Source organism: Siccirubricoccus phaeus (assembly GCF_008360935.1).
GTDB classification, from domain to species: domain Bacteria; phylum Pseudomonadota; class Alphaproteobacteria; order Acetobacterales; family Acetobacteraceae; genus Siccirubricoccus; species Siccirubricoccus phaeus.
The window spans coordinates 1-26,251 of record NZ_SRXO01000010.1; the positions used below are offsets into that span (position 1 = coordinate 1).

Genomic DNA, 26,251 nt, shown 5'->3' on the forward strand with positions numbered 1-26,251 from the left:
GGGCATGGCGCGGCGGGGGCGGGCGGCGCGCAGCCGGCCGAAGAGCCGGCCGAACAGCCCCGCGGCGCCGCGCGCCCCGGCCCCGCCGGCCCGCGCCGCGCCCAGCGCCCCGCGGCGGGCGGCGCGGCCGAGGCCGAGCCATTCGCCCGGGGAGAGGCCGAAGGCGATGACGGCGAGCAGCAAGGTGAGGGCGATGATGACCGTGTCGCCGATCAGCCGGCCGAGCGGGCCGAGCACCGCTTCCGCCACCTGCAGCACCGTCCCGCCCAGGAGGGCGCCGGCGACGCCGCCGGCCGCGGCCCCGCCGGGGCCCGGCATCGGGGTCAGGGTCAGGGCGGCGGCGAGGCAGGGCATGCCGGCCAGCAGGGCGGCGAGCCGGGCGGGGAACAGGCTGAGGCCGCGCTGGGTGGCCAGCCGCCAGGCCCAGGCGAGCAGCGCCAGCCCCGGCAGGGCGGCGGCCCAGCCGAAGCCCTGCAGCAGCAGGTCGGCCAGCATGGCCCCCGCCGGCCCGGCCAAGTTGCTGGGCCGGGCGGTGGTGGCGGTGGAAAGGGAGGGGTCGGCCGGGTTGTAGCTGGCCAGGGCGACCAGCAGCGCCAGCCCGGCCAGGGCGGCGACCAGCCCGAGCAATTCATACAGCCGGCGCCGGATGGCGGCGCGGACGGCGGGGGAGGCGAAGCGGCGGACGCCGGCGGTGGCGCGGTCGGCAGTGGCAGGGGCGGCGCGGGGCATTCCGTATCGGCTGGCTTGAGGTTCCGCCGCAGATATACACGCGAACCGCTTGCGCCAGTGGAGAAAATGGCGGGAAAAACCGCGCGGAACCGTTCCCGGCCAGAACGAAAAAGGCGCCGGCCCCGCGGCCGGCGCCCCTCTCCCGCCCCTGGCGGGCGCTGCCTTCAGAAGATGCGGCTGACGGTGAAGAGCACGCGGCCCTCGCAGACCCGCTGGCCCTGATCGGCCCGCTCGGCCACCGCGAAGCAGTCGGCCCGCTTGATGGTGGTGCCGTACCAGCCGAGCGAGGCGACGACGCCGCCGGTGATCTCCCGCGAGATGCCGATGGAGTACCAGAGATAGTCCGGCGCCCCGAAATAGCGGGAGCCGTCACTGGCCGTGTTGCGCTGGATCCACTGGTAGCCGACGCGGGCGGAGGCGGTGAATTCCAGCGGCAGGGTGACGTCCGCGCCGCCTTCCACGTAATAGCCCTCGCCCGAGCGGCCGAAGAAATTCGGCGAGTAGTTGAAGGCGGCGAGCAGCTTGACGGGGTCGATGGTGTAGGCGGCCTTCAGCGAGACCTCATGGTACTCGTTGAGCTGGGTGCCGCCGGGCTTGCTCTGGCCCGGGTAGAAATAGCCGATATAGCCGAGGTCGAAGGAAATGCCGGCGAGCTCGAAGCGGTAGCCGGCCAGCGCGTCCACTTCCTGGCGCGTATCGTTGTACGGGCCGGCAAGGAATTTGGCGTTGCTGATGAAGCCACCGATATAGACGCCGCTTTCGTGCTGCACGTCCAGCGCGCCCTGGAAGGCCCAGTTGTTCCGGGTCTGGCTGATGCCGCGGAACAGGTAGTCGCTGGCGATGGTGGGCGTGACCGTCACGGTCAGGCCAAGGCTGTCGATGGTGGTCTGGGCGGTGGCGGGCAGGGCCGGCAGGGCCAGGGCGGCCGCGGCGAAGAGCCAGCGGCGGAGGCGGCTGGCGAGGGTGGGACCGGATGCGGTGTGCGGCATGGACTTTCCTGTGGCGCGTGGCTGGCCATGGCATGGCCGCCATGAAGCTGGCTCGGGTGGGGGCGGCGCGTCCGATTCCTCAGGCAACGACTTCCCCTGCACCGCCTTAGCAAAGACCGGCGTTTCGCCAAAGTAAAATAAAAAGGCTATAAAATGGGCGAAATTGGCGGATTTCTGCAGCAATTTCAGGCATCTTCTCGGTAAGAAACAAATCCAACCTTTACTGGCACGCAAGCCGGTCATGGCAATGCCGGGCGGGCCGGGTTCCGCCGAGGTCGGGCGACCAAAAGTCCTCGCGGCGGGCTGGCGGCCATTCCGGCCGAAGGCTTGCTTGGCGAAGGGAGCCGCCCGGCGCGGCAGGGCGGCTGAACCCGCGGCCGTTGCTGCGCCTGCCGGGGATTTGCTCCACATAATTGTCACGTTTGGGGCGGGAGGGCGGGGCTGCAGGCGAGGCTGGCGGCGGTTTTCCGCCGCTTCCGCCCGGCCGCCGCAATTTTCGGCATTCTGCCGCATCTGCCGGCCCGGCGCCGGACACCGCCCGCGACCCCGCGCCGGCCCGCGGACAGAAAAACGCCGCGCGGCGAACCGCGCGGCATCGTCAGCGCCGGCGGGGCAGCGGCCCCGCCGGGGGCAGGCTCAGGCCAGGCGCTCGCCGTGCTGGGTGACGTCGAGACCCTCGCGCTCCTCCTCCTCTGCAACGCGGAGGCCGACGATCACATCGGTGATCTTCAGCAGGATGAAGGTGCCGATGGCGGTGAAGACGAAGACCGCCACCGTCGCATAGACCTGGATCAGGAACTGATCGAAGGACCCGCTGGTACCTTCCGGCGCCGCGGTGGTGGCGGAGAGGGCGCCATAGGCGAAGACGCCGGTCAGCAGGCTGCCGACGATGCCGCACACGCCATGCACGCCGAAGGCGTCCAGGCTGTCGTCATAGCCGCACATATGCTTCAGGGCGGTGGCGCCCCAGTAGCCGGCCAAGCCGGCGACCAGGCCGATGATCAGCGCCGGCACCGGCAGCACGAAGCCGGAGGCCGGGGTGATGGCGACCAGGCCCGCCACCGCGCCGGAGATGGCGCCGAGGACGCTGGGTTTGCCTTTCGTCGCCCATTCCGCGAACATCCAGGAGAGGGCGGCGGTGGCGGCGGCGATTTGCGTCACCAGCATGGCCATGCCGGCCCGCGCCCCGGCGCCGCCGGCCGAGCCGGCATTGAAGCCGAACCAGCCCACCCAGAGCATGCCGGCGCCGATGACCGCGAGCGCCAGGTTGAAGGGGGACATGTTGTCCGTCCCGTAGCCGACGCGCTTGCCGAGGACGATGGCCGCCACCAGCCCGGCGACGCCGGCATTGATATGCACCACCGTGCCGCCGGCGAAGTCCAGCGCGCCCAGGGCGAAGATCCAGCCATTCGGGTGCCACACCCAATGCGCCACCGGGGAGTAGACCAGCAGCGACCAGAGGATGGTGAACACCACCATGGCGCTGAACTTCATCCGGTCCGCGAAGGCGCCGGTGATGAGCGCCGGGGTGATGATGGCGAAGGTCATCTGGAAGGTGACGAACACCGATTCGGGGATGGTGAAGGCCACCGCCCCGTCGCCGCTGCCGAGGCTGAAGGGCTTGTCCCAGTTCTCGGCGATGCCGGCGAGGAACAGGCGGGAAAGATCGCCGAAATAGGCGCCGCCCTCGCCGAACGCGATGCTGTAGCCGGCGACCATCCACACCACCGAGACGATGGCGGCGATGGAGAAGCTCTGCATCATGGTGGCGAGCACGTTCTTCTTGCGCACCATGCCGGCATAGAAAAGGGCGAGGCCGGGCGCCGTCATCAGCAGCACGAGGGCGGTGCTGGTCAGCATCCAGGCGGTGTCGCCGGTATCGATCGTCGGGCCATCCTGCGCCAGCGCCGGCGCGGCGGCGAGCAGCATCATGGCCGCGGCGGCAAAGCCGCGTACGGGCATCCTCATCGTCTATGTCCCCTGTATCCGTCCGTATTGGGTCGGCTGCGTCTCTTCCATGGCCTGCTGGTCCGCTCCGTTCGCCGGGCGTCCGGCGAACTGCGCGGGCAGGACATCAGAGCGCGGCCGTATCGGTCTCGCCGGTGCGGATGCGGAGCGCCCGCTCCACGTCCAGCACGAAAATCTTGCCGTCCCCGATCTTGTCGGTGCGGGCGGCCTTGGCCATGGCCTCGATCACCCCGTCCACCAGCTCGTCCGGCACCACGACCTCGATCTTGATCTTGGGCAGGAAGCTCACCTGGTACTCGGCGCCCCGGTAGATCTCCGTCTGCCCTTTCTGGCGACCGAAGCCCTTCACTTCCGTCACCGTCAGCCCCTGCACGCCGAGCGGGGTGAGCGCTTCGCGCACCTCGTCCAGCTTGAAGGGCTTGATGAATGCCATCACCAGCTTCATCTGCCCGTTGTCCTCCTTAGGTCCGGCTTGTGACGTGCCTTCAATTCCCGTGCCACGACGGAACACGGCGGAGTTCCGCCATTTTGCGCGCCATCGGGCCGGGCTGCACGCTTTTTGGGCGCGATTGGCCATGGTTCGGGCAGGCCCGTCGCCTGCTATGCAGGGGCAGCACCGCCGCCGCGAGTTTCCGGTATGAATGACCCAGAAAACCTTGCCGTCTGCATCCTCGGCGCCGGGCCGGTGGGGGCCAGCCTGGCCGCCACCCTGGCCGGGGCCGGCCTGCCCACCGCCATCATCGACCAGGCGCCGCTGCCGCCGATGGAGCTGCCGGAATTCGACGGCAGGGCCTATGCCATCGCCCTGGCCTCCCAGCGCCTGCTGGCGGGGGCGGGGGTGTGGGACCGGTTGCCGGAGCCGCCCGGCCCGATCGAGGCCATTCGCGTCGCCGATGGGCGGCCGGGGGAGCCGGCCTCCCCGCTCTCCCTGCATTTCAGTGCGGCCGAGCTGGGGGAGGGGCCCTTCGGCTACATGGTGGAGGCGCGGAGCCTGCGCGTGGCGCTGAATGCCCGGCTGCCCAGCCTGCCCAATCTCCGCGTCTTCGCCCCGGCCCGGGCGGAGGTGGCGCGGACGCCGGAGGGGGTACGCATCCGGCTGGCCGGCGGGGGGGAGCTGCGGGCCCGGCTGGTGGTGGCGGCCGAGGGGCGGAACAGCCCATTGCGGCGCCAGGCCGGTATCCGCGCTGCCACGATCGACTACCACCAGCTCGGCATGGTCGGCGCCTTCGCGCATGAGAAGCCGCACGGCAATGTCGCGCTGGAGCAATTCCTGCCGAACGGGCCCTTCGCGCAATTGCCGCTGGCCGGGCCGGGCGGGTTCGGGACGGCGGCCTTCCCGCATGCCTCGGCCTTCGTCTGGGCGGATCGCACGGCGATCGCACGGCGCATGCTGGCGCTGGACGATGCGGATTTCGGGCGGGAGCTGCGGCGGCGGCTGGGCGACCATCTGGGCGCGGTGCGGATGATCGGGCGGCGCTGGTCCTATCCGCTGAGCGCGCTGCAGGTGGAGCGCTGGGTGGATACGCGGCTGGCGCTCGTGGGGGATGCGGCGCATGGGGTGCACCCGATTGCGGGGCAGGGGCTGAATCTCGGCTTCCGCGACGTGGCGGCGCTGGCGGAGGAGGTGATTGCGGCCTGGCAGGCGGGCGAGGACCCCGGCGCGCCGGCGGTGCTGGCGCGCTACCAGGCCAGGCGGCGGCCGGACACGCTGCTGATGCTCTCCGGCATGCATGCGCTGGAAAGGCTGTTCAGCAACGACATCGCGCCGGTGCGGTGGGCGCGCCGGCTGGGGATTGCGGCGGTGGACCGGATGCCGCGGCTGAAATTGGCGTTTGCGCGACAGGCGATGGGGCTGAGTTGAGAGGGCGTCGCGGCAGTGCCGCGGCCCCTCGCAAACTCTCCCCGTCAAGGCCGAAGGGCCCCTGGAACCCCTGAGGTTTGCGGTTGAACCGCCGGGTCTGAAACTCCTGCCTGCCAAAGGCACTTCTGCCTTTGGCAGGGGGTTGGGCGCATTGCGCCCAACAGGGGGACAGCGCCCCCCTCGGAGTCACCTGACGCGCTTTAGGGCATAACCTGCCCACCCCTTGTGCGAAGCCGTCGCCGCGGCCCCGCTTCTTCCGCCCGGCGCCCTTGCGGCGCCGCGCCGCCGGGGCAAGCCTTTCCGCATGACGGAAGTGCTGGCCCATCCCCCCGCCCTCCCGCTGCTCCGCTTCGCCCGCGGCGCCCTCGCCCGGCTGCGCCGCGCGGTGGATGGCGTGCTGATCCTGCTGCTCACCGCCATGATCGTCATCGTGCTGGCCCAGGTGGTGGCGCGCTACGGCTTCAACCGCTCCATCGCCGGCGCCGACGAGGCGGCGACCTTCGCGCAGATCTGGATGGTGCTGCTCGGCGCCGGCTATGCCATGCGCCAGCGCCTGCATGTCTCCATCGAGCTGGTGGTCGAGCGCCTGCCGGTCCTCGCCGCGCGGCTGCTGCTCATCCCCGTCGCCGGCCTCTGCCTTTGGTTCCTCTGGGTGGTGTTCCAGGGCGGGCTGCTGCTGATGCAGGTGGGCGCCTGGCAGACCAGCCCCGGCCTGCAGGTGCCGATGGACATCCCCTACGCCATGATCCCGGCCGGCGCCGCCTATTTCGCGCTGGAAGCCGCGCTCGCCTTCGGCGCCGCCATCCTGGGCCTGGAGAAGGTGACCACCGGCGGCGGCGTGCGGGTGGATTGAAGGCGATGGGCCTCACCTTCTCCTCCTTCGCGCTGCTGCTCGCCGCCGGCGCGCCCATGGTGTTCGTGCTGGGCGTCGCCGGCGCGCTGACGCTGGCGCTGGCGACCGAGACGCCGATGGTGGTGGTGGCGCAGCGCCTCTACAACGGCCTGGACAGCTTCCCGCTGATGGCCATTCCGTTCTTCATCCTCTCCGGGATGATCATGGAGCATGGCGGCATCGCCCGCGCCATTGTCGGTCTGGCCGCGGCGCTGGTGGGGTGGGTGCGCGGCAGCCTGTTCATGGTGGCGACGGTTACCTCCACCTTCCTCTCCGGCATTTCCGGGAGCGGCAGCGCGGACACCGCCGCGGTGTCCTCGATCCTGCTGCCGGAGATGCGCCGGCGGGGCTACGACATCGACTACTCCGTCGCGGTGGTCGCGGCGGCGGGCGCGCTCGGCCCCATCATCCCGCCCTCCATCATCATGGTGGTGCTGGCCATGGTCTGCGATCTTTCGGTCGGGGCCATGTTTCTCGGCGGCATCATCCCCGGGTTGATCGCCTCGGCCGGGCTGATGGTGACGCACTGGATCTATGCGGGGCGGGAGCCTGAGCGCTACCGCGACAGCGAGCCCTTCTCCCTGCCGCGGCTGCGCACCGCCTTCGTCCAGGCCATCCCGGCGCTGGTGCTGCCGATCATCATCGTCGGCGGCATCGTCGGCGGGGTGGTGACGCCGACCGAGGCGGGGGTGCTGGCGGTCGTCGCCGGCCTCGGCATCGACCTGGTGGTGTACAAGGAGCTGAAGGTTGCGAAGCTGCCGGAGCTGATGCTGCGCACGGTCGGCATCTCCGCGGCGGTGATGATCATCGTCGGCACCTCCTCCATCTTCGCCTGGCTGGTCGCCATCCAGGACGTGCCGGGGATGATCGCCGGCTGGTTCGACGCGGTGGGCGGCAGCCAGGTGCTGTTCCTGCTGATGGTGAACCTCCTCATGCTCTTCGTCGGCATGTGCTTCGAGGAAATCTCGGCCCTGCTGATCCTGATGCCGGTGCTGATGCCGGTGGCCGTCAAGCTGGGCATCGACCCGCTGCATTTCGGGCTGGTGATGTCGATCAACCTCTCCATCGGCCTGGTCGCGCCGCCCTATGGCATCTGCACCTTCGTCGCCTGCGCGGTGGCGCGGCGGCCGGTGGGGGCGGTGGCGCGCGTCATCTGGATTCCGCTTATCCCGCTCGTCGCGGTGCTGATGCTCTGCACCTATGTGCCCGCGGTGGTGCTGTGGCTGCCGCGGGCGTTGCTGTGAGGAGGAGAGGCTGATGGTTCGCGCTGTGCCCCCACCCCGACCCTCCCCCGTGAGCGGGGGAGGGCGCATCAGGCGCCGCGCCCTGGGCGCGGGCCTCGCCGCCGCCTGGGTCGCGCGGCCGGCGCTGGCGCAGGGGGCGGTGCTGCGCGCCGCTCACACCAACGCCATCGGCGAGGTGCAGGACGAAGGCCTGCGCTTCATGGACAAGCGCCTGCGGGAGATCACCGCCGGCCGGCTCGGCCTGCAGATCTTCCCCAATGGCCAGCTCGGCAATGAGCTGCCGATGATCGAGGGCGTGGCGCTCGGCACCATCGACCTCGCCGTGCCGTCCCACGCCGCCTTCGCCAATTTCGTCAAGGAGTACCAGCTCCTCGACATGCCCTTCCTGATCCGCGACTACGCGCATCTCGCCAAGGTCGCCGGCTCGCCGGCCATCGCCCAGCTTGCCCAGGCGGCGCAGGGGCGGGGCTTCCGGGTGCTCGGCCTCTACTCCTCCGGCGTCCGCCATTTGATGACGCGCGGGCCCGTCAACGGCATGGAGGATCTGAAGGGCCGCAAGATCCGTACCCAGCAGAACCCTGTGCATGTCGCCGCCTTCAACGCCTTCGGCGCCAATGCCACGCCGCTGGCCTATGGGGAGCTGTACAGCGCGCTGCAGGTCGGCGTGGTGGACGGCGCCGAAGCAGCCTACACCAACTACGTCGCGCAGAAATTCTACGAAGTCGCCAAGCACTGGACGACGGTGGGCTGGCTCTCCCTGACCGCGCCCGTCGTGCTCTCCGAACGTAAATACCAGTCCCTGGCGCCGGAGCTGCGCAATGCGCTGGTCCAGGCTGGCGAGGAAAGCGCGGTGTTCGAGCGGCAATTCGTGGTGGACAGCGAGGCGAAGCTGATCGAGCAGGTGAAGGCCCAGGGCGTCACCATCCTGGAGCCGGAGAAGGCGCCCTTCCTGCAGGCCGCCCGCCCGCTCTACGACCGTTTCCTCACCAGCGCGGCCGACAAGGCGCGGCTGCAGAGCATCCAGGAGGTGGCGTGATGGCCAGCGGGCTTGTGCAATGGCGCGCCGCCGCGGCGCGGCGCGGGATCGCGGTGCGGGAGCTGGCGCCGAATATCGGCGTCGAGCTCGGCGGGATCGACCTGGCGGCGCCGGAGGATCCGGAGATCACCGCCATCATCCGCGGCGCAGTGGTGGAGCGCACCCTGCTGCTGCTGCGCGGCCAGCAGCACCTGGCGCCCGCCGGCTACCTCGCCTTCGCCCGCCGCTTCGGCCGGGACATGGATCTGCACAGCCGGCGCGACCTCTGCCTGCGCGACCACCATGAGATCTTTGTCGTCGGCAATGCGACGGAGGATGGCAAGCCCATCGGCGCGCCCAAGGTCGGGCTGAACTGGCACACCGACCATTACCATCTGGAGCACGCCGCGCTCTTCACCTTCCTCCACGCCGTCCTCATCCCGCCCGTGGCGGGAGAGACGCGCTACGCCAATGGCATCGCCGCCTATGAGGCGCTGCCCGAGGCGATGCGCGCCCGCATCGCCGGCCTCCGCGTGCGGCACAGCCGCGCCCGCCTGTACCGGGAGCTGTTCCCGGACGCGACGGAGGAACAGTGCCAGGCGGAGGCGGCGCGCTTTCCCGACGTGGTCCACCCGCTGGTCCGCACCCATCCGGAAAGCGGCCGACGCGGCCTCTATCTCGGCGGGGAATGGGGCAGCCAGATCCTCGGCCTGCCGGAGGAGGAAGGCCGCGTCCTCTTCGCCGACCTGCTGGCCCATATGATCCGCCCGGAATTCGTGTATGAGCATGGCTGGCAGCCCGGCGACGTGCTGATGAGCGACAATCGCTGCAGCCTGCACCGCGCGACGGAATGGGATGAAACGCTGTACCAGCGGCGGCTGCACCGCATCATCCTGCTGGACGACCGCCGGCCCGAATGAGGGCCGCGCGCGGGGCGGCAATTTCGCTGCACGCTGATCGCGCAATGATTGACGTTCTGTGCCAAAGCGGATAGTTGTGCCGCGGGGGCATGGGGTGAGTACCAAATGCGATTGTCGCGTCTGGCACTGCTGATCGGCTGGACGCTACCGGGTGCTGCCCTGGCGCAACCAGCGCCACCGGCCGCCCCGCCCCCCCTGCGCAACCCGGTGGATCTCGTCGCCCCGCCGAGCTCGCCGCGCCTCGCCCCCTCCGTCGAGGGGCCGCCCCTCATCCGCCAGGAAGGGCCGGGCGCGGCGGCGGAGCTGCGGATCGGCACGGTGCACATCACCGGCAACGAGGCGATCCCGGCGGACCAGCTCGCCCCCGCCATCGCCGGGCTGGCGGAGGCCAGCGTGCCGCTGGCGCGCATCGAGGAATCCCGCCTCGGCATCCTCCGCGCCTATCGCGACCGCGGCTACCCCTTCGCTGCGGTGAATGCCGGCGTCACCCGCCGTGCCGGCACGAATGTCGTGGACCTGACCTTCGCCGTGACCGAAGGCTTCATCGCCGAGGTGAAGCTGGAAGGCGATGCGAAGAATATCGGGCCGGCCGGCACCCAGGTGCTGCGCTTCCTCAACCGCCTCATCGGCCTTCGCCCGGTCAGCACCGGGGCGGTGGAGCGCGCCCTGCTGCTGGCTTCCGACATTCCCGGCCTCACGGTGCGCGGCACGCTGCGGCCGCTGCAGACCGAGCCGGGCGCGCTGCAGCTCATCGCCCAGGTCGAGCGCAAGGCGATCTCCGGCTATGTCAACATCGACAATCGCGGCTACCGGCTGGTCGGGCCCTGGCAGGGCCTCTTCGTCGCCGGGCTGAATTCGTTCACCAGCCTCGGCGAACGGACGGAGCTGTCCTTCTTCGGCGCGCCGAACAGCACGCAGTGGTTCACCCAGGCCTCGGTGGACGCTTTCCTGGGCGGCTCCGGCCTGCGTATGCGGCTCTATGCCGGCGCCGGCGAAACGCGGCCCTCCGGCTCGCTCAGGGAGATCGGCTATTTCGGCCGCACCACCGTGGGCGGCGTCGGCCTCAGCTACCCCGTCGTGCGCAGCCGGCCCTTCAACCTCTACGCCGTCGGCAATTTCGATCTGTTCGACAGCGAAGTGGAGACCGGCACCAGCGGCCGCACCCGGGCCAGCCGCGACGCCATCCGCATCCTCCGCGCCGGCCTCGATGCGCAATTGCTGGAAAGCTGGCTGCCCTGGTTCCCCGCCGCCACCACCTTCGGCAGCCTCCGGCTGCACCAGGGCGTTGCCGGGCTCGGCGCCACCCGCAACGGCTACCCGCTCTCCGGCCGCAGCGGCGCGGAGGATTTCGGCTTCCGCAAGCTGACCGGCGAGGTCCAGCGCACCCAGCCGCTTTTCTCGCCCTTCGAGAATTCCATGCTCAGCCTGCAGGTGCTGTTCGCCGGCCAGTACAGCGACGACATCCTGCCCCAGGCGGAGAAATACTATCTCGGCGGCAGCCGGCTGGGCCGCGGCTACTATGCCGGGCAGATCACCGGCGACAAGGCCTGGGGCCTCGCCATCGAGCTGCAATTCGACATGGGGTTCGAGCTGCCGATCACGCCGGCCCTCGGCAGCAACCGCTTCGCCCCGCAATTCTACATCTTCCGCGACATCGGCCGCACGGTGGAGAACCGCCGCGACGACCCGAACCGCCGCCTCGCCTCCTGGGGCGGCGGCGTCCGGCTGCTGATCAGCGATGCGGTGCAATTCGACCTGGAAGGGCTGCACCGCGACGTGCGCCGGCCGGATGGCGCGGCGGCGGATGCGCTGCATGAGACGTCTTTGATCTTCCGCATGCTGGTCCGCTTCTAGGGCCCGCCAGCGGCGCAAGGGACTCCCGGCGGCAGACCGGGCAGAAGGGGTGGGCCGATGGCCGGTGCGAGCAGGACGGGCAAGCACGCGCTCAGGGCGTGGCTGCTGGGGACGACGGCGCTGCTGCCGGCGATGGGCGCTGCCCAGGGCCAGAGCGTGGCGCCGAATGCGCGGCCGACGGGCGGGCAGGTGGTGGCGGGCAGCGCCAGCATCAGCCAATCCGCCAACGCCACCACCATCCACCAGACCACCGACCGCGCCGCCATCAACTGGCAGAGCTTCAATGTCGGCAGCCAGCAGAGCGTCAATTTCCAGCAGCCCTCCGCCGCCTCCTGGACGCTGAACCGCGTCAACGCCCCGGATCCCTCGGTCATCGCCGGCCGCATCACGGCCAATGGCGGCGTCGCCATCGTCAACCAGTCCGGCGTCGTCTTCGCTCAGGGCGCGCAGGTGAATGTCGGCAGCCTCATCGCCTCGGCCGCCAACATCACCAACCAGAATTTCATGCAGGGCCGCATGGTGTTCGACGGCGCGCCCAACCCGGGCGCGCGCGTGGAGAATCATGGCGAGGTGACCGTTGCCGATCGCGGCCTCGCCGCGCTGGTCGGGCCGCGCGTGGCGAATACCGGTGTCATCCGCGCCCGGCTCGGCCGCGTGGCGCTGCAGGGGGCGGAGACCTACAACCTGGACCTGGCGGGGGATGGGCTGCTCTCCATCGACGTCACCCAGGCGGTGCGCAGCGCGCCGGACGGCAGCACGGCGCTGGTCACCAATTCCGGCGTCATCGACGCCTCGGGCGGCGCCGTGCTGCTCTCCGCCAATGCCGCCTCCGGCCTGGTGGAAGACCTGGTGCGCAATACCGGCCGCATCAGCGCGGCGACGGCGGGCGGGCGCACCGGCACGGTGGCGCTGCGGGCGGAAGGCGGCAATGTGCGGGTGGAAGGCACGGTCGCCGCCACCGGCGGGGAAGGGCAGCGCGGCGGCAGCGTCTCGGCGACGGCCAGCGGCCGGGTGACGGTGGCGCAGGGCGCGCGGGTCAGCGCCTCGGGCGGCGCCGGCGGCGGCAGCGTCGCGATCGGCAGCACCGGCACGCGCGCGGCGCGGGTGGAGGGCAAGGTCACGGCGCGCGGGACCGGCGCCGGGGCACGCGGCGGCAGCGTGACGGTGCAGGGGACGGCGAGCGCCAGCGTCGCGGCCACCGGCAAGGTGGATGTCTCCGGCCGGGGGGGCGGCGGCGATATCCGCCTCGGCACCACCGGCTTCGGCCGCGAGCAGGCCATGGCGGCCAACACCGCGCTGGAAGCGGGGGGCCGCCTCATCGCCGATGCGACGGGGCAGGGCGATGGCGGCACCATCGCGGTGAACAGCGCAGCGCTCACCACGGTGCTCGGCACGCTCTCCGCCCGCGGCGGGCCACAGGGCGGCGATGGCGGCTTCGCCGAGGTCTCGGCGCTCTCCGGCATCCACGCGCCCGGCCTGCTGACCGCGGTGGATGTCAGCGCCGCGGCGGGCCGCGCCGGTACCCTCTCGCTCGATCCGGACGTCATCAACATCGTCGCCAGCGGCACCGCCGTGCCCGGCAATGTGGCGGGCGGCGACCTGCCCGCCACGCTGGACCTGACCGTCGCCACCATCGACAGCTTCGTCGGCAACCTGGTGCTGGAAGCGGTCCAGACCATCAACGTCAACGCCGCCGTCAACAAGACGGCGGCCGGCAGCCTGACGCTGCGCACCACCGGCGCCGGCGGCACGCCAGGCATCTTCGTCAATGCCGGCATCACCATGGGCGCCGCCGCCGGCTCGCTCATCATCACCTCCGCCACCGGCATCACGGTGGGCAGCGCCATCGCGGTGAACACTGGCAGCGTTACGCTGACCGCGGCGACGGGGCTCACCATCAACGCCACGGTGACGGCTTCGGCCAGCAGCAGCTTCGCCGCCACTACCGGCATCACCTTGAACCAGGCGGTGAATGTCGGCACCACGAATACGCTCACCCTGCGCTCCGACGGTGCCATCACCGCCGATGCCGCCAGCGGCGTCATCACCGCCGGCGCGCTGAACGTGCAGGGCGCCACCGGCGCCGATACCGGGGCGGTGACGCTGGAGGCGGCGAATGCCATCGGCAGCCTCTTCGTCGCCTCCGCCGGCGCGGTCCGCGTGGTTTCGGCGCAGGCGATGGAGGTCACCGGCCTCACCGCCGGCGGCACCGTGGCGCTGCGCACGACGTCCGGGGCGCTGACCATCTCCGGCGGCATCTCCAGCGGCGGCGCGCCGATCGACCTGCAGGGCGCCGGCGGCATCGCGCTGGACGCGCATGTGAACGCCGGCGCCGGCCAGGTGGTGCTGCGCACCGGCGACAGTTTCGACACGCCGACCAGCAATGCCGACATCGCCGCCGGCGCCGATGGGCGGATCACCGCCGGCGCGCTGGCCGCCTCCACCGGCGGCAGCATCACCCTGGCCAATGCGGCGAACGCCTTCGCCAGCCTCGCGGCAGGGCGGGACCAGGACGGCACGGCGGCGACCAACGCCATCGTCTCCCAGCGCAGCGGCGCCGGCGCCTTCGGCGCGGTGCAGATCGCCGCGCCCGGCATCACCATCGACGCCCCGGTCCTGGCCGCCGGGTTCAGCCTGACCAGCAGCGGCAGCATCGGCGTCAATGCCAGCATCGGCGCCGGCGCCGCGACGACCGGCGAGTTCAGCCTGCGGGCCGAAGGCGGGGCGCTGACCGTCGCCGCCGCCATCACCGGCACCGCGGTCACGCTGGCCGGCACGGACCTCGACATCACCGCGGCGGTCACCGCCGGCGCCGGCACGCTGACCGTCGCCAGCACCGCCGCGGCGGGCGTCATCGGCCTTGGCGACGACCAGGGCAGCAACCCGGCCGGGCTCTACCTGAACGCCGCGGAGCTGGCGCTGCTGAGCGGCAACCGGCTGGCGGTGCAGACCGCCGGCGGCACGGTGAGGCTGATCGGCGATGTCGCGCTGCGCGGCCTGTTCGCCGTGCTGGAATTCTCCGGCACCACCACCAGCGTCACCCAGGATGCCGGCAGCCTGGACGTGGCGCGGCTGGTGATGGTGACCAGCGGCGCCTCCGCCATCGACGGCCCCGGCGCGGCCAATGTCATCGACGAGGTCTCCAGCCGCAACGGCCTGACCCTCAGCAGCACCGGCGCCGGGGCCGGCACGCTGACGGTGGTGAACGACGCCGCCACCGGCGCCGGCATTGGCAACGGCGCCGGCGCACCGGCGGACAGCCTGGTGCTGACGGCGCCCGGCATCGTGCTGGGCGCGGCGGTGGACGCCACCAGCGTGAGCCTCACCGCCACCACCGGCGCCATCATCCAGACCGCCGCCGGCGTGCTGCGGACGGACAGCCTCAGCGTCAGCGCCGCCACCGGCGTGGCGCTGGCCACGGTGAACGACCCGGCGGCCGGCAACCTTATCGCCAGCGTGACCGGCAGCACGGATACCGGCGGCCTCGCGATCTTCTCGCGCGGCGCCCTCGCCGTGGGGGCGGGGGGGCTGAGCGTCGCCACCTCGGGGGACATCGCCCTCACCGGTGCCTCGCTCACGCTGAACGGCGCGGTGACCGCCAGCGGCCAGACGGTAATGCTGACGGCGAGCGGCGGCGGCATCACCCAGACCGTTGACGGCGCCATCGCCGCCGATGCGCTGCGCCTCGACGCCACCGGCGCCGTCGACCTGACGGCGGCGGACAATGATTTCAGCCTGGTCAGCGGCAGCACCACGGCGGGCGGCATCGCCCTGCGCTCCATCGCCGCGACGCTCACGGTGGATGCAGCGCTGAGCGCGGCCACCGGCAGCACCATCTCCCTGACCGCGCCGGCGCTCACGGTGAATGCCCGGGTCGGCTTCGCCGCGGGCGATGCCGGCAACGCCATCCGGCTGACGACGGACAGCCTCATCGGCACCGGCTCGGATTCCATCGATGCCAGCATCTTCGGCACGGTGCGCATCGCGACGCTGGGTGCGGGCACGGATCTCGCCCTCGGCACCGGCCAGCTCAGCGACTTCACGCTGGAGCAGGTGGTGGCGGGACGGCTGATCTTCGTCGCCGGCGGCGACCTCTCCTTCGCCACCAGCCAGGATTTCGGCTTCCGCGGCGTCACGGTGCTGGAACTGGTCGCCGGCGGCAGCATCGCCCAGGCGAATGGCACGGTGCTGACCGTGCCGGGCCTCTCGGCCGTGGCGGGCACCGGGGCGGGCGACACCATCGCCCTCACCGGCCAGAACGCCATCGGCAGCATCGTCGAGGGCACGGAGGTGACGGGCTTCGGCCTCCGTGCCGGCGGCGGCATCAGCGTCACCAGCGCCTCGGCGCTGCTGACGGTGGCGAGCGGCGCCGTCATCCAGTCCGGCAGCGGCACCGACGTCACGCTGCGGGCGGACGACCTGGCGCTGAACGCCGCCATCCAGGCGCCCGCCGCCGGCGATCTCGGCACCGTCTCCCTGCTGCCCAACACCCTCGGCAGGGCGGTGACGCTGGGGGGCAGCGCGGCCGGTAGCCTCTCCCTCAGCGATGCGGAACTCGCGCGGATCGCCGCCGGCAGCGGCACGCTGCGCATCGGCGCGGCCGGCGCCACCACGGCGGGGGTCATCACCGTGGTGGGCGACATCACGGTGCGCGGCCATGCCGCGGTGCTGGATCTGCGCGGCCGGCAGGTGGCGCAGAGCGGCGGCATCCTGGACGTCGCAACGCTGACCGGCGGCGTCAGCGCGGTGAACAGCCTCGCCGCCGCGGGCTTCGCGCTGGACCGGCTGGTGGCCGGCGCCGCGGTGAACAGCATCGACAGCATTGCCGGCATCACCGCCAGCGGCGGCGCCATCAGCATCGCTTCCGCCAATGCCCTGGCCGTCACGGGCAATGTGACCGCCACCGCCACCAGCGGCTCCGGCGTGAGCCTCCGCTCCGAGGGCGCGCTGACGATCGGCAGCGGCGGCACGCTGCTGGTGCAGGCGGCGGGCGGCGATGTCACCCTGACGGCCGGCGGCGCCTTCACCCTTGCCGCCAACGCCACGGTGCTGGCGCGGGATCAGGCGCTGCTCGCCGGCGATATCGGCATCACCGCCGCCTCGCTGACGCTGAACGGCATGCTGGACGCCAGCAATGGCGGGAGCATCACCCTGACCGCGACGGATGGCAGGCTGGTGGTCGGCCAGGACCTCGACGCCCGGCTGGACATCACGCTGAACGCCGCCGGCACGGCGGATGCGACGATCGCCGGCGGCGGCGGCGCCATCGTCATCGAGAGTGGCGCCACCCTCAGCGCCGGCGGCAGCATCGCGCTGAACGAGACCACGGCGGTCGCCTCCGGCCTGACGCGGGACATCGACATCAGCGGCACGCTGAGCGGCACCACCAGCGTCGCCGCGACGACGCTGACCGGCGCCATCGGCTTGGCCGCCACCGGCAGCATCACCGGCGCGGACCGGGCGCTGCTCGCCGCCGGGCTCGGCATCAGCCATGCCGGCAGCATCTCCGCCGGCGAGCTGGTGCGGCTGGAGGCCGGCACGGCCGGCCTCGCCGGCGGCATCGCGCTCACCGGCGACATCACCGCCGGCACCGGCGACATCTCGCTGCGCGCCCGGCGGGGCGACATCACCCAGACCGCCGGCGCCCTTACCGCCCAGGCCGGGGCGAATCGCGGCACCGTCGCGCTGGTGGCGGAAGCCGGCAGCATCACCCAATCCGGCACCGGTGCCGTCGCCGCCACCCAGCTCATCGCCCACGCCAGCGGCGATGTGGCGCTGGGCGGCAGCGGCAACAGGGTGGATGTCCTGCTCGGCACCGGGGCGACCGGCAGCCTGGACGGCACCGCCTTCGGGATCGGCGACCCGGCGCTGCTCGGCAGCATGGCGGGCGGCGACTTCATCCTGGATGCCGGGGCGCTCGCCCTGACCGTCCGCGGGCTGCTGCGCGCCGGCACGCAGGTGGACGACGCCGGCACCGTCACCACCACCACGCCCGGCCGGAGGCTGCGGCTGCTGGCGGACGACCTGGCGCTGGACGCCAGCCTCTCGCCGGACGGCTTCTCGCTGCGCGCCCCGGGCGGCACCATCGAACTCGCCCCGCATACGTTGGGCGGCGCCACGCCGGTCGCCATCTCCCTCGGCGGCGCGGCGGGCAGCAGCAGCGCCGGGACGCTGACGCTGGACAGCGTGGAGCTGCGGCGGCTGGACACGCGGGACGGCAGCACGGCCGGCACCGTCGTCCTCGGCCGCGCCGATGCCGGCGCCATCACCATTCAGGGCGATGTGGATCTGCGCGACGCGCCGGGGACCGGGACGGAGTACCAGAACCACCTGGCCCGCACCCTGGCGCTGGCCAGCGGCGGGGCCATCGCCCAGCAGGCCGGCACCCGGATCAATGTCGAGAATTTCGCCGCCCTGGCCGGCGGGGCGGTGACGCTGGACGGCGTCAACGTCATCAACGCCGTCACCGGCACCGCCATCAGCGTGACGGCGGCCGGCAGCAGCGGCGCCTTCAGCGTCGCCGGCATCGCGGCCGATGGCGCGGTCACGCTGCGGGTCGGCGGCCGGGCGGGGGTGGCGGATGCCGGCCTCGCTGCGGACGGCACCGTGCCGGCGCTGCCGCCGGCGCTGGATGCCGATGGCAACCCGGTGGCGGGCGTCGCGGCGCTCACCATCGCCGGGGCCGTCACCACCAATGGCGCGGGCGACATCACGATCCGCGCCGACGATTTGCACATCGCCGCGGCGCTGACTGCCGGCGCCGGCCGCCGCGTGGTGCTGCAGCCGGTCACTACCGGCCAGGGCGTGCTGCTGGGCGGCGTCGTCAGCGGCGCGGTGGGCGCCGAGCCCGTGGATGGCAGCGCCCTCTCCCTCACCGCCGCGGAGCTCGGCTTCATCTCCGCCGACCTGCTGCGGATCGGCGGGCTCGCCAGCCTGGACCCGGCGGCCGCCAGCACCGGCTGGATCGTGCAGGGACGGCAGGCGATCGACCTGACCGGCATCGGCATCGCCACCCTGGAACTGCTCAGCACCCATGGCGTGTTGCAGCTCGGCGCCCTCGGCAATGGCGACCCCGGCGCCGCGCTCACCGTCGCCAACCTCGCCGCCACCATCCACACGGCGGACCGCGCCGGCGCGGCGGATACCGACCCGGCGATGATCTGGCTGGGCGCCGACAACCATATCGGCCGGATCGGCGACAGCACCGGCCTCGCCTTCGCCGGCGGCGCCGGCATCCGGTTGGCCATCGACCGCGCCATGGCGGGCACCGGCGCCCTGGCGACCAATGCGGTGACCATCCGCCAGGCGGCGGGCGAAAGCCTGCTGGTGGCGAATGACGGCATCGCCCTCGGCCGCAGCGGCGGCCAGGTGACGCTGATCGCCGATGCGCTCGGCGATTTCACCGGCACCGTCAGCGTCGTCGCCGGCGCCATCGAGCTGCTGCCGCGCACCGCCGGCACCGATCTCACCCTCGGCGTCGCCAGCGCCGGCGCGGCGGGCGAGATCAGCGCCACCACCCTCGCCGCCCTTTCCACCGGCGGCGGCGTGCTGCGCATCGGCCGCAGCGCGGACGCCGCGGTGGTGGGCGACAGCGTCCTCTATGCCCCGATCGGCGGCGGCGACAGCACCGTCGCGGGCGTCGCGGGGGCCGACAACAGCCGCATGGCCGGCAGCATCGCCGTCGCCGGCGACCTCTCCCTGCGCGGCGTCGCGGACACGCTGGAGCTCTATGCCGGCGTGGGCGGGGAGGCGACCCCCGGCACCATCACCCAGGCGGCGGGCACCAGCATCGACGTCGCCGCCATCGCCGGCGGCTCGCGCGGCTTCACCGCGCTGATGAATGCCGGCAACAGCATCGACGCCATCGCGCTGCGCCAGGTGCTGGGCAGCGCCGATATCGGCATCGGCTTCCGCGCCGGCACCGCCGCCGCCGGTATCGAGGATGCGGTCTTCGCGCTGCGCACCGGCAGCGGGATGCTGACGATCGCCGGCCAGGTCTCGGTGGGCGTCGGCGCCGGCGCCGCAGGCAGCGGCCAGGCGCAGGTGACCGGCGGGGCGCTGACCCTCATCGCCGACGACATGGCGCTGAACGCGCTGCTGGTGGCGCCGGGCGGCACCGTCGCCCTGGCGCCGCACACCGCGGGCCGGCACGTCGCCCTGGCCCGCAGCAGCGCCGCCGCCGGCAGCGCGGAGCTGGGGCTGACCGCGGCGGAACTGGCCCAGGTGCGGGCCAGCGCCCTGATCATCGGCCGGGCGCCGGAGACCGGCGGCGCCGCGCTGCTCGGCCGGCTCAGCGACGGCACCGCCCTCAGCGGCACGGCGCAGCCCATGGCCGGCACCATCCGGCAGTATGGCGGCAATATCGACCTGCTCGGCACCGCGGCGGACCTGGTCTTCGGCTTCGAAAGCGGGCAGGGGACGGCCACGACCCTGAGCCTGGTCGCCGCGACCTCCATCCAGCAGCGCGGCCGCGCCGGCGACGCCGCGGCCGAGACCGAGGGCAACGGGCCGGATAGCGGCGATGCCCGGGGCTGGCTGCGCGTGCAGAACGTCACCGGCGCGGCCGGCAGCTTCATCTGGCTGGGGGCGGAGAACCGCATCGGCACCATCGCCGGCACCGTCGTCGCCGGCGGCATCCATGGCGTCACCGTCGGCGGCCCCGGCACGCCGGGGGTGTTCACCCTGCGCCAGGCGACGGCGGCGCAGGCGCTGCTGGACGGCCTCGGCAGCGGCAATGCCGACAATGGCGTGGTGGCGGTGCATGGCATCACCGCCCTCGGCGGCGGCCGCATCACCATCATCGCCGATACCTTCGCCATCAATGTCAGCCCGGTCTCGGCGCCCGGCGGCACGGTGGAGATCCTGCCGGCGACCCTCGGCCGCGGCGTGACGCTGGGCGGCAGCGCCGCAGGGACCCTCTCCCTTTCCTCCGCCACCCTGGGGCTGATCGGCGACACCGCTGGTGCCACCACGGTGCTGCGCATCGGCCGGTCCACCGATGCGGCGGTGATGGGCAACCCCGACTGGCCCTTCGCGGCGCCGGGCAGCGGCGATACCGGCAGCGCCGCCGGGCCGCGCACCGCGGGCGACATCGCCCTGGCGGGCGACGTGCTGCTGCGCGATGGCGAGCTGGACCGGGTGACGCGGCTGGAGCTCTTCGCCGGCGCGGGCGCCGGCGGCACCGGCAGCATCAGCCAGGGGGCAGGCACGCTGGACGTCGCCGAGCTGGCCGGCAATTCCCGCTTCGCCACCGCCCTGGACAGCGCCACCAACCGGGTGGACCGGCTGGCGGCGCGCACTCCGCTGAGCGATGGGGAAAGCGGCATCTCCTTCACCACCGGCACCGGCACGGCGGGCGGCGACGCCGGAACCGATGGCAGCTTCACCCTGGTCACGTCGCGCGCCCTGACGGTGGCCGGCAGCGTCACCGCCAGCCATGCGGCGGCTGCGGGCACTGCGTCCATCAGCCTCGCCAGCAACGCCGCGACGCTGACGGCGAATGCCGCGCTGACGGCGAAGACCGACCTGACGCTCCTCGCCGCCACCGGCCTGACCAACGCCAGCACGCTGACGGCGACGGAGGGCGATCTCAGCCTGACCGCGACGGACGGCGCCATTACCTCCGCCGCCGGCACCCTGCTCAGCGCCGGGAACGATGCGACGCTGACGGCGACGGGCACGGGCGGCGCCATCACCGTGGCGAGCCTGACGGCCGGGAATGACGCGACGCTGACGGCGAGCGGCGCGGTGAGCGTCACCGACGTCACCGCCACCGCAGGCGATGCCAGCCTCACCTCCCATGCCGGCAGCGTCACCGTCGCGGCCGGCGGCACCGTCTCCGCCGGCCGTGACGCGGTGCTGGACGCCGCCACCACCGTCACCGTCGGCCGGGTGGCGGCCGTGCGGGATGCCAGGCTGATGGCAGGCACCGGCATCGGCTTCGGCACCATTGCCGCCGGCCGGTCGGCAACGCTGCTCGCCAGCACGGGCGACATCACCGGCGGCGACGGCGCCGCGGTCACCGCCACCACCGGCACGGCCAGCCTCACCGCCGAGGCCGGCGCGGTGACGCTGGCGGCGCTGGCAAGGGTCTCCGGCGCCACGGTAGATCTCTCCGCCACCTCGGACTCGCAGCTCGGCGACGGCGTCCGCCTCACCGCGACGGCGGGCACTGCCGGCGTCAGCGTCACCGCGGGCAGCCTCACCCTGGGCAACGACGTCACCGTCAGCGCGACCGGCGGCGCGGCGAGCCTTGCCGGCCGCGACGGCCTCGCCATCGGCACCGGCTTCGGGATGACGGCGACGGGCCTCGGCGGCACGGGCAGCCTCGCCTCTTCCCTCGGCAGCCTCGGCATCGGCAGCGGCGCCACGATCTCCGCCGCCGGGACGCTGACGCTGGCGGGCCGGACCGGCATCACCCTCTCCGGCGGCAGCTTCACCGGCGGCACCGGCCTCACCGCCACCGCGGCGACTGGCCTCTTCGATATCGCCGCGGGGGCCGGCCTCACCGCCACCACCGGCACCCTCACCGCGACGGCGATGGCGGGGCGGCTGCAGCTCGGCGACGGGGCGGCGCTGCGGGCGCTGGCGGGCAGCGCCAGCCTCGCCGGCGGCACCGGCATTGCCGGCGGCAACAACCTGGTGCTGGCAGGCCGCAACGGGCTCGGCCTCGCCGCGACCGCCGGCAGCATCAGCCTCGGCACCGGCGCCAGCCTTGGCGCCAGCGCCGGCGGCATCACCCTCACCGCCGCCGGCACGGGCGGCGCGGTGAGCCTGGGCGACAGCGGCACGGTCAGCGCCGCCACCGGTTTCGGCCTCGCCGCCACGGGCGATATCGGCTTCGGCGCCGGCGCCAGCCTCACCACCACGGGCGGCACGGCCAGCATCGTCTCCACCGCCGGCAGCGTCACCTTCGGCGCGGCGCCGGTGGTGCGCAGCACCAACGGGGACGTCGCGGTCGCCGCCCGGACCGGCCTCACCGCCGGCAGCGGCGCCAGCTTCCAGGGCGGGGCGGGCGTCAGCCTCTCCACCGCCACGGGCAATATGAACTTCACTGCCGGCGTCACGGTGGCGGCCGCATCCGGGCCGGTGGCGCTGGAGGCGACCGCCGGCAGCGTTCTCTTCGGCAACGGCAGCAGCGTGACCGCCGGCGACGGGCTGCTGCGCATCGCCGGCGGCAGTGGCATCACCGCTACCACCGGGCTGACCGCGACGGCGATGAACGGCAACGCCGTGCTGGAGGCCGGCAGCGGCACCGCCGCGCTCGGCGGCGGCAGCCAAGTCACGGCCGCCGCCGGCACGGTCGCCGTCTCCGGCGCCGGGGTCGTGCTGGGCAGCGGCGCCACCCTCTCCTCCCGCGACGGCACCAGCGTGACGGCGACCGCGACCGACATTTCGATAGCCGGCGGCGCCATCATCCGCGCGACGGCGGGCGCCACCACCCTGCTGGCCGGCACGGGCGGCATCGAGATCCGCAACGGCGTCAGCATCACCTCGGGCGCCGGCGCGCTGAGCCTCACCGCCGGCACCCGCATCGTTATCCTCAACGGAGTCACCGTCACGGCGACGGGCGGCGACCTCACCCTGGACGGCGGCGCCGGGGCGATCACCGTCGGTACCAATGGCAGCTTCGGCAGCACCACCGGCAGCGCGGCGCTGACCGCCGCCAGCATCTCGCTCGGCGGTGGCACCGACGTCACCGCCGCGACCGGCGCCAGCCTGAAGGCCGCCACCGGCACGCTGGCGCTGGGCGATGCGGCGAGCGTCACCAGCACTGCCGGCCTCACCCTGCTGGAGGCGATGGCAGCCGATATCAGCCTCGGCAATGGCGTGGTGCTGCGTGGCGGGGCCCTGGACCTCGCCAGCGCCACCGGCATCGCCGCCGGCAGCGGGCTGGAGGCGGCTGCGACAGGCGGCAACCTCGCCATGGCCGGCGGCATGGGCGATGTCACGCTCGGCAATGGCGGCGCGGCGGCGGCCAGCGGCACCATCACCCTCGCCGGCCAGGGTCTCAGCCTTGGCACCGGCTTCACCGTCACCGCCGGCACCGGAGCCAGCCTGACCGCCAGCAGCCTCGCGCTCGGCCTCGGCAACGGCGCCAGCGTCACCAGCGCGGCCGGCACCACCCTGCTGCAGGCGACCCTGGCCAACCTGGCCCTCGGCGACAACGTCACCGTCAGCGGCGGCGCGCTGCAACTCGCCGGCGCCACCGGCATCGCCATCGGCGACGGCTTCACCGGCACGGCCAGCGCCGGCAATGCCAGCCTCGCCAGCAGCGGCGGCGCGGTCGTCGCCGGCGAGGCTGCGCAGGTCCAGGCCGATGCCGGCACGCTGGGCATCAGCGCCACCGGCATCGCCTTCGGCAACCGCTCCACCCTGCAATCGCGGGACGGCACCGCGCTGGCCGCTTCGAGCACCCTGCTCTCGCTCGGCGACAACGCCACCGTCAGGGCAATGGCAGGGACGGTCGGGCTGACCGCGGGCGGGCATGCGATCCTGCTCGGCAATGGCGTGACGCTGGCCGCCGGTGCCGGGAACCTGACGCTCCTCGCCGGCTCCGCCATCGATATCGGTGCCGGCCTGGAGGCCAGCGCCACCGGCGGCAATGTCAGCCTGGCGAGCACTGCCGGCAGCGTGCTGGCGGGCGCCAATGGCAGCATCGCCGCCGGCGCCGGCAGCATCGCGCTGAGCGGCACGGCGATCGCGCTCGGCACCGGCACGGCGTTGCAGGCGGCCACCGGGCTCGGCCTCACCGCCACCGCCGGCATCCTGGCCCTGGGCGATCAGGTCAGCCTTTCCACCGCGGCCGGCACCGCCAGCCTCACCGCCGCGGCCGGCGCCGTCTCGGCCGGCAACGGCGTGACGCTCGCCTCCGGCGCTGGCGATGCCGGCATCGGCGCCGCCAGCGGCATCGCCTTCGGCACCGGCTTCGCCATGACGGCGACCGGCGGCAATGCCAGCCTGGCCGGCGGCGCCGGCAGCGTTACCCTGGGCGATGGCGCCAGTATCCAGGCCGCCGCCGGCACCCTGGACATCGCCGGCGGCGCCATCGGGATCGGCGCCAACGGCACCCTGCTGGCGCTCAACGCCGCCAGCCTCACCGCCAATACCGGCACCCTCGCCCTCGGCGACGGCACGGCGCTGCAGGCCAGCGCCGGCCCCGTCAGCCTCGCCGCCACCGCTGGCAGCATCACCCTCGGCGATGGCGCGCTGGTGCGGGCCGGGGCGGGCCATGCCAGCCTCACCGCCGGTCAGTCCATCGCCAGCGGCGCGCTCATCGAGGCCGCCGCCGGCTCGGTCAACCTCGCCGCCCAGGGAGGCAGCATCAGCCTGCTCGGCAGCGCCACGGCGGCGAGCGGCAGCATCCGCGCGGCGCTCGACCTCACCCTCGCCGCCGCCACCGGCATCAGCCTCACCGGCCAGGCGCCGGCGACGGGCAGCGCCTTCACCTCCGGCATCCTGCAGGCGGGCAGCGGCAATCTCAGCCTCGCCACCGCCGCCGGGGACATCACCCAGGCCGGCGGGCTGCTCAGCGCCCGCGGCGGCGGCGCGCTGATCTTCAACGCCGCCGCCGGCCGCTTCGTCCAGGCGGCGGAAAGCGGCGCTTCCATCGACGCGCTGCGCCTGACCGGCAGCGCCCGGGACGGGGTGGAGCTGCTGGCCTTCAGCGCCGGCCGCAGCGGCGCCGCCCGCGGCAACCGGGTGGAGACCGTGCTGGATCTCTCCAGCAGCGCCGGTGCCATCCGCCTGCAGACGGTGGAGGCGCCGACCACGATCGGCGCCAGCACCCTCGCCGCCGTCGGCGCCGTCCAGCTTTGGTCGGAAGGGGCGCTGAGCCTCACCGGCACCACTATCGCCAGCAGCGGCACCGCCGTCGCCGCCGGCATCGGCGCCGGCGGCACGCTGGAAGGGCTGGAGCTGGCCCAGCGCGCCGGCCTCGTCACCCTCTATTCCGGCGGCGCCATCACCGTCACCAACGTCTCGCTGAACGCCGAGGCCGCGGTGATCCGCGCCGGGGTGCCGATGCTGTTCAATGCCGGCCTGGGCGCCCAGCCCCAGACGCTGATGCTGGACGGCCTCGCCGCCACCATCGGCACCGCCATCAGCTTCGCCGGGCCGGGGGGCATCGAGGCCGGGGCGGCGACCATCGTCACCCCGCGCCGCGACGTGCTGCCCGCCGCGATCTTCGACAGCCGGGTGCCGGCGCCGGCCGCGACGCGCCTCGCCCTGCTGGAATCCGGCCTCGGCGCCGTGCAGCCGGACCAGCCCGGCCAATTGCCGAAGAACCAGCAGACCAAGGTGCGGGACAACACCCTGCCGGGGGATTTCGGCCCCGGCCAGCCGGATCCGGCGGGCGACATCCAGCTCAACCTGCAGATGGTGGCGCTGGAAGGCGCCGGGCTGCAGAACCAGGGCGCCGCCTTCATGCTGGTGGGGGCGGGCAATGTCAGCGGCAACATCGAGGCCGGGCGGCTCGGCGTGGTCGGCAGCGGCGGCAGCATGGCGCTGCTCGGCACGCTGAACGGCCAGACCGGGGCGGGGGCGGCGCAATTCGCCGATATCAGCCAGGTCATCCCGGCCCAGGTGCTCACCCGCTACCGGGTCAATGGCTGCGTCGTCACCTCCATCAACTGCGTGGTGCCGCCGCAGATCCAGATCATACCGCCGCGGACCGTGGACCGCGCCTCCCTCACCATCGAGGCTGGCCGGCTGAACACCTCCGAAGTCATCATCCCGAATGTCTCGGACGAGGACGACGACGAATGAGCCCGCGCCGCAG

General features: G+C 73.1%; 11 protein-coding genes. 7 read left to right on the forward strand and 4 right to left on the reverse strand.

The genetic code is table 11. From position 1 onward, the window contains the following. From E5N76_RS15030 to E5N76_RS15045, 4 genes are all read right to left on the reverse strand, one after another. The coding region (locus tag E5N76_RS15030) for a DNA translocase FtsK 4TM domain-containing protein (RefSeq protein ID WP_187830184.1) at positions 1-729 on the reverse strand (729 nt) is incomplete at its 3' end. Positions 730-893: 164 nt separating this feature from the next. After that, positions 894-1,718 carry a TorF family putative porin gene (locus E5N76_RS15035; RefSeq protein ID WP_149538138.1) on the reverse strand — a complete coding sequence of 275 codons (825 nt, stop codon included), beginning with the start codon at positions 1,716-1,718 and terminating at the stop codon, positions 894-896. 636 nt (positions 1,719-2,354) lie between these two features. Beyond that, on the reverse strand, positions 2,355-3,686 hold the full coding sequence (locus E5N76_RS15040; protein ID WP_149538139.1) for an ammonium transporter: 1,332 nt from the start codon (positions 3,684-3,686) through the stop codon (positions 2,355-2,357). A 106-nt stretch (positions 3,687-3,792) separates the two neighbouring features. Then, positions 3,793-4,131: a P-II family nitrogen regulator gene (locus tag E5N76_RS15045; protein ID WP_149538140.1), complete on the reverse strand. Its 339-nt coding sequence runs from the start codon at positions 4,129-4,131 to the stop codon at positions 3,793-3,795. A gap of 192 nt (positions 4,132-4,323) precedes the next feature. On the opposite strand from E5N76_RS15045, the gene E5N76_RS15050 reads away from it, so the two are divergent. The 7 genes from E5N76_RS15050 to E5N76_RS15080 all read left to right on the forward strand — a co-directional run bounded on the left by E5N76_RS15050 (position 4,324) and on the right by E5N76_RS15080 (position 26,238). Next, positions 4,324-5,547, forward strand: a complete 1,224-nt coding sequence (locus E5N76_RS15050) for a UbiH/UbiF/VisC/COQ6 family ubiquinone biosynthesis hydroxylase (protein ID WP_149538141.1) — start codon at positions 4,324-4,326, stop codon at positions 5,545-5,547. A gap of 304 nt (positions 5,548-5,851) precedes the next feature. After that, positions 5,852-6,400 carry a TRAP transporter small permease gene (locus E5N76_RS15055; RefSeq protein ID WP_149538142.1) on the forward strand — a complete coding sequence of 183 codons (549 nt, stop codon included), beginning with the start codon at positions 5,852-5,854 and terminating at the stop codon, positions 6,398-6,400. A gap of 5 nt (positions 6,401-6,405) precedes the next feature. Then, a complete protein-coding gene (locus E5N76_RS15060; protein ID WP_149538143.1) occupies positions 6,406-7,683 on the forward strand; it encodes a TRAP transporter large permease in 1,278 nt (425 codons plus the stop codon). Positions 7,684-7,732: 49 nt separating this feature from the next. Beyond that, entirely contained in the window at positions 7,733-8,719 is a 987-nt protein-coding gene (locus E5N76_RS15065; RefSeq protein WP_187830185.1) for a TRAP transporter substrate-binding protein, read from the forward strand. Continuing rightward, entirely contained in the window at positions 8,719-9,618 is a 900-nt protein-coding gene (locus tag E5N76_RS15070; RefSeq protein WP_149538145.1) for a TauD/TfdA dioxygenase family protein, read from the forward strand. The genes E5N76_RS15065 and E5N76_RS15070 overlap by 1 nt, the downstream gene beginning before the upstream one ends. Positions 9,619-9,723: 105 nt before the next feature. Then, complete coding sequence (locus tag E5N76_RS15075; protein ID WP_149538146.1) at positions 9,724-11,472, forward strand: ShlB/FhaC/HecB family hemolysin secretion/activation protein; 1,749 nt, start codon at positions 9,724-9,726, stop codon at positions 11,470-11,472. Positions 11,473-11,529: 57 nt separating this feature from the next. Beyond that, entirely contained in the window at positions 11,530-26,238 is a 14,709-nt protein-coding gene (locus E5N76_RS15080) for a two-partner secretion domain-containing protein (protein WP_149538147.1), read from the forward strand. Positions 26,239-26,251: the final 13 nt, after the last annotated feature.